Genomic DNA, 5,755 nt, shown 5'->3' with positions numbered 1-5,755 from the left:
CCCCCCGGCCAGGGCCCCGGGGGGTGGGTGCGGGTTGTGGGTGTGGGTTCGTGAGCGTGCCGGCAGTGTCCTACTCTCCCACCCGCCTTCCGGGGGCAGTACCATCGGCGCTGGGGGGCTTGGCTTCCGGGTTCGGAAAGAAAAGACCGGGCATGACCCACCCCGCTATGACCACCGGCACACACACCAACCCACACCCACCCAGAAACAACCAGGCCAGGCGGACGCTCGCGCACGCACCACACACCCTGTTCACATATCAGCACCCTATTCGGGTGGGTTGCCTGTGAACCGTACAGCGGACGCAAAAAACAAACCAACTGATTGAAAGAACTGCCCAACTCATGTTGTTTGCCGGCTGAACACTGCTGCTTGTGGAAGCCCCACGCGTCAAGCCATCCCACGCGCACCCACCCCGAACACAAGGCGGGGGGGCGTGTGCCTGCCGGTTCCATGCCATAAAAACAATTGTTTCGCTCGCCACCACCCACCACCTAAGGGGCCCCCGGCCGGGAACCCCACGGGCAGTGAGTGTTGTGTTGTGTTGTGTCGGCCATTGTTAGTACCAGTCAGCTCAAGCAACAGGATTCACCCCACACGGGACTGCCTGCTTCCACACCTGGCCTATCAACCCAGTCGTCTAACTGGGAGCCTACCAACCCCCCACAAGGAGGGGTTGCGGAGACCTTATCTTGGAGACGGTTTCCCGCTTAGATGCTTTCAGCGGTTACCCGACCCGAACGTAGCCAACCAGCCATGCACCTGGCGGTACAACTGGCACACCAGAGGTTCGTCCGTCCTGGTCCTCTCGTACTAGGGACAGCACTCCTCAAGTCTCCAACGCGCGCAGAGGATAGGGACCGAACTGTCTCACGACGTTCTAAACCCAGCTCGCGTACCGCTTTAATGGGCGAACAGCCCAACCCTTGGGACCTGCTCCAGCCCCAGGATGCGACGAGCCGACATCGAGGTGCCAAACCATGCCGTCGATATGGACTCTTGGGCAGGATCAGCCTGTTATCCCCGGGGTACCTTTTATCCGTTGAGCGACGACCCACCCACACGGGATCGCCGGATCACTAGCTCCCACTTTCGTGCCTGCTCGACCCGTCAGTCTCACAGTCAAGCCCTCTTGTGCGCTTGCACTCAACACCTGGTTACCGACCAGGATGAGAGAACCTTTGAGCGCCTCCGTTACCTTTTAGGAGGCAACCGCCCCAGTTAAACTACCCACCAGGCACTGTCCCTGACCCGGATCACGGGCCCAGGTTCAGACGCACGCCACCATCAGAGTGGTATCCCAACAACGACTCCACAACCGCTAGCGCGACCGCTTCACAGTCTCCCACCTATCCTGCACAAACAATGGCGGACGTCAATACCAAGCTGCAGTAAAGGTCCCGGGGTCTTTCCGTCCTTCTGCGCGTAACGAGCATCTTTACTCGTAATGCAATTTCGCCGAGCTCATGGTTGAGACAGTAGAGGAGTCGTTACGCCATTCGTGCAGGTCGGAACTTACCCGACAAGGAATTTCGCTACCTTAGGATGGTTATAGTTACCACCGCCGTTTACTGGGGCTTAGGCTCACCGCTTCACCCCACACTAACCGTGGGACTAACGGATCCTCTTAACCTTCCAGCACCGGGCAGGCGTCAGTCCGTATACATCGCCTTACGGCTTCGCACGGACCTGTGTTTTTAGTAAACAGTCGCTCCTCCCTGGTCCCTGCGACCCTCACCCCTAGCCCGCAACGGGGCTTCAAGGCTCAGGCCCCCCTTCTCCCGAAGTTACGGGGGCATTTTGCCGAGTTCCTTAACCATGATTCACTCGCACGCCTGGGCATACTCTGCCCGACCACCTGTGTCGGTTTAGGGTACGGGCGGTAAAGCACCTCACGTCGAGGCTTTTCTAGGCACCACAGGATCACCCTACTATCCCCCACCACACCGGCAGGGTCACCATCACGCCTCACCCAACCCCACCCAACAGGGCAGGGCACGGCACCCGGATTTACCTAGGCACCAGGCCACACGCTTGAACGGGACAAGCCATAAGCCCCGCGAGGCTACCTCTGTGCGTCACCCCAGTTAAAACACGCTTGCCTACCAGCACGGTCGGTCCCCAGACCACACCACCACCCCACAGCCAGGCCCGAAAGCCCAACCACAGGAAACAGCGGCAACGGCGTGGGTTAGCACCCGCACGTCAGCATGGGCGGTACTCCACCGGTACGGGAATATCAACCCGTCATCCATCGACTACGCCTGTCGGCCTCGCCTTAGGCCCCGACTCACCCAGGGAGGACGAACCTGCCCCTGGAACCCTTAGTCATACGGCGCCGGGGAATCCCACCCCGGTCTCGCTACTCATGCCTGCATTCTCACTCCCACGCCGTCCACCCAAGAGTCACCCCCGGGCTTCACCCAACGCAGGACGCTCCCCTACCACCCCAACCCAACCAGGGCCGGGGTCCGCGGCTTCGGCGGTGCGCTTGAGCCCCGCTACATTGTCGGCGCACGACCACTCGACCAGTGAGCTATTACGCACTCTTTCAAGGATGGCTGCTTCTAAGCCAACCTCCTGGCTGTCACCGCGACCGCACATCCTTTCCCACTTAGCGCACACTTAGGGGCCTTAGCCGGCGATCCGGGCTGTTTCCCTCTCGACCACGAAGCTTATCCCCCGCAGTCTCACTGCCACGCTAAACCAATACGGCATTCGGAGTTTGACTGGCATCAGCAACCCTGTAAGGCCCCTCAACCAACCAGTGCTCTACCTCCGCACGGCAACACGCAACGCTGCACCTAAATGCATTTCGGGGAGAACCAGCTATCACGGAGTTTGATTGGCCTTTCACCCCTACCCACAGCTCATCCCCCCCGTTTTCAACCGAGGTGGGTTCGGTCCTCCACACGCTCTTACACGTGCCTCAACCTGGCCATGGGTAGATCACCCCGCTTCGGGTCCAGAACGCGCCACTAATAACGCCCAAACTTCAGACTCGCTTTCGCTACGACTACCCCACACGGGTTAACCTCGCGACACGCCCTGACTCGCAGGCTCATTCTTCAAAAGGCACGCCACCACCCACACAGACCAGAAAACCAGCCCGGCAGGCTCTGACGGCTTGTAGGCGCCCGGTTTCAGGTACTCTTTCACTCCCCTCCCGGGGTACTTTTCACCATTCCCTCACGGTACTAATCCGCTATCGGTCACCAGGAAGTATTTAGGCAGCCAGGTGGTCCTGGCAGACACACGCAAGACTCCACGAACCCCACGCACAAAAGGGGAAAAAAACATGCTCAACACCACACCAGCAGGTTCAACCTACGGGGCTATCACCCTCTACGGCTCCCCATCCCAGAGAATCCAGCTACCCACCAGCAAACAGTGCGGGCCCACGGCAGCAAACCCACAAGCACGCCCCACAACCCCGCAGCCGCAACCCCTGCCGAGTAATCACACGACCACGGTTTAACCTAATCCGCTTTCGCTCGCCACTACTCACAGAATATCCTCTCCTACGGGTACTAAGATGTTTCACTTCCCCGCGTAACCCCCCACCCCCTATCAATTCAGGGACAGGTGACGCGACACAACTCGCGCCGGGTACCCCCATTCGGAAACCCTCGGATCACAGCCCGCAAGCCAGCTCCCCGAGGCATATCGCAGGCCGCCACGTCCTTCATCGGCTCCTGGTGCCAAGGCATCCACCGAACGCCCAAAAAAACAACACAAACAAACACAAGCAAAACAAAACAAGCAAAACAGGCAAAACAACAACAAAACACGCAAAACAACCACAAGCAACAACAAACCAGCAAACAAGCTGAACAAACAATCATTGATGCTCGCGTCCGCTATACAGTTCACAACCAACCCACCCAACCAACCCCACCCCCAACCCCAAAGGCCAGAAGCAAAGCCAGCAGGCAACCCAGGACACGCAGCCCCGGAACCCGACAGCATGCCACCCCCAACCCCACCAACCAAAAGAAGGAGGAGAAGAGGGTCCCGCCCGCCCCCCAGCCACGCAACACACGCAACCACAAGGAAACGAACAGAGTGCCTGCCTGCCCTGCCAGCAAAACAATCTCCCTAGAAAGGAGGTGATCCAGCCGCACCTTCCGGTACGGCTACCTTGTTACGACTTCGTCCCAATCACCAGCCCCGCCTTCGACCGCTCCCCATAAGGCCACGGGCTTCGGGCGTCACCGGCTTTCATGACGTGACGGGCGGTGTGTACAAGGCCCGAGAACGTATTCACCGCGGCGTTGCTGATCCGCGATTACTAGCGACTCCAACTTCACGGTGCCGAGTTGCAGGCACCGATCCGAACTGAGACCGGCTTTAAGGGATTCGCTCCACCTCACGGCATCGCAACCCACTGTACCGGCCATTGTAGCATGCGTGAAGCCCAAGACATAAGGGGCATGATGATTTGACGTCATCCCCACCTTCCTCCGAGTTCACCCCGGCAGTCTCCCGCGAGTCCCCGCCATAACGCGCTGGCAACACGAGACAAGGGTTGCGCTCGTTGCGGGACTTAACCCAACATCTCACGACACGAGCTGACGACAACCATGCACCACCTGCAGACCAGCCCAAACCACAAAAAGCAGCAAGAGAACCACCGTCTCCGGCAGCAACCAGCCCATGTCAAGCCTTGGTAAGGTTCTTCGCGTTGCATCGAATTAATCCGCATGCTCCGCCGCTTGTGCGGGCCCCCGTCAATTCCTTTGAGTTTTAGCCTTGCGGCCGTACTCCCCAGGCGGGGCACTTAACGCGTTAGCTACGGCGCGGAAACCCCGGAAAAGGGCCCCCACACCCAGTGCCCAACGTTTACAGCATGGACTACCAGGGTATCTAATCCTGTTCGCTCCCCACGCTTTCGCTCCTCAGCGTCAGCAACAGCCCAGAGACCCGCCTTCGCCACCGGTGTTCCTCCTGATATCTGCGCATTCCACCGCTACACCAGGAGTTCCAATCTCCCCTACTGCGCTCAAGCCAGCCCGTACCCACCGCAAGCCCCCAGTTAAGCCAGAGGATTTCACGGCAGACGCGACCAGCCGCCTACAAGCCCTTTACGCCCAGTAATTCCGGACAACGCTCGCGCCCTACGTATTACCGCGGCTGCTGGCACGTAGTTAGCCGGCGCTTCCTAACCCGGCTACCGTCAACCCACCCACAAACGAGGCAAGCCTTCACCACCGGAAAAAGAGGTTCACAACCCGAAGGCCTCCATCCCTCACGCGACGTCGCTGCATCAGGCTTCCGCCCATTGTGCAATATTCCCCACTGCTGCCTCCCGCAGGAGTCTGGGCCGTATCTCAGTCCCAGTGTGACCGTCCACCCTCTCAGGCCGGCTACCCGTCAAAGCCTTGGTAAGCCATCACCCCACCAACAAGCTGATAAGCCGCGAGCCCATCCCCCACCAGAACAACCAAAGTTGAACCTATACCAACCCACCCATGCAGGCAGGCCAGACCACCCCGTATTAGCCGCCCTTTCAAGCAGTTATCCAGGAGAAGAGGGCAGGTTACTCACGTGTTACTCACCCGTTCGCCACTAACCAACCCCAGCAAAAAACCAGAGCCAGCCCGTTCGACTTGCATGTGTTAAGCACGCCGCCAGCGTTCGTCCTGAGCCAGGATCAAACTCTCCAAACAAAACAAAAACCAAACAAAGAAACCAACAAAAAACCAACAAAACAAACAAACACGACACACTATCGAGATCCCAAACAACACACCCA

3 rRNA genes are annotated in these 5,755 nt (G+C 58.9%); all 3 read right to left on the bottom strand.

Annotated features, from left to right (window positions below):
• Positions 1-57 precede the first annotated feature (57 nt).
• The 3 genes from rrf to DRB06_RS00425 all read right to left on the bottom strand — a co-directional run bounded on the left by rrf (position 58) and on the right by DRB06_RS00425 (position 5,669).
• A 5S ribosomal RNA gene (gene rrf / locus DRB06_RS00435) occupies positions 58-179 on the bottom strand.
• A gap of 354 nt (positions 180-533) precedes the next feature.
• A 23S ribosomal RNA gene (locus tag DRB06_RS00430) occupies positions 534-3,737 on the bottom strand.
• Between the two features lie 365 nt (positions 3,738-4,102).
• Positions 4,103-5,669 (bottom strand): 16S ribosomal RNA (locus DRB06_RS00425).
• Together the 16S, 23S and 5S rRNA genes form the textbook arrangement of a ribosomal RNA operon.
• Positions 5,670-5,755: the final 86 nt, after the last annotated feature.

Origin of the sequence: Actinomyces sp. Z5 (assembly GCF_003287795.1) — a bacterium.
Lineage (GTDB): Bacteria > Actinomycetota > Actinomycetes > Actinomycetales > Actinomycetaceae > Actinomyces > Actinomyces glycerinitolerans.
The sequence above is the reverse complement of the archived record's forward strand: the minus strand, read 5'-3'. Positions and strand labels throughout refer to the sequence as shown.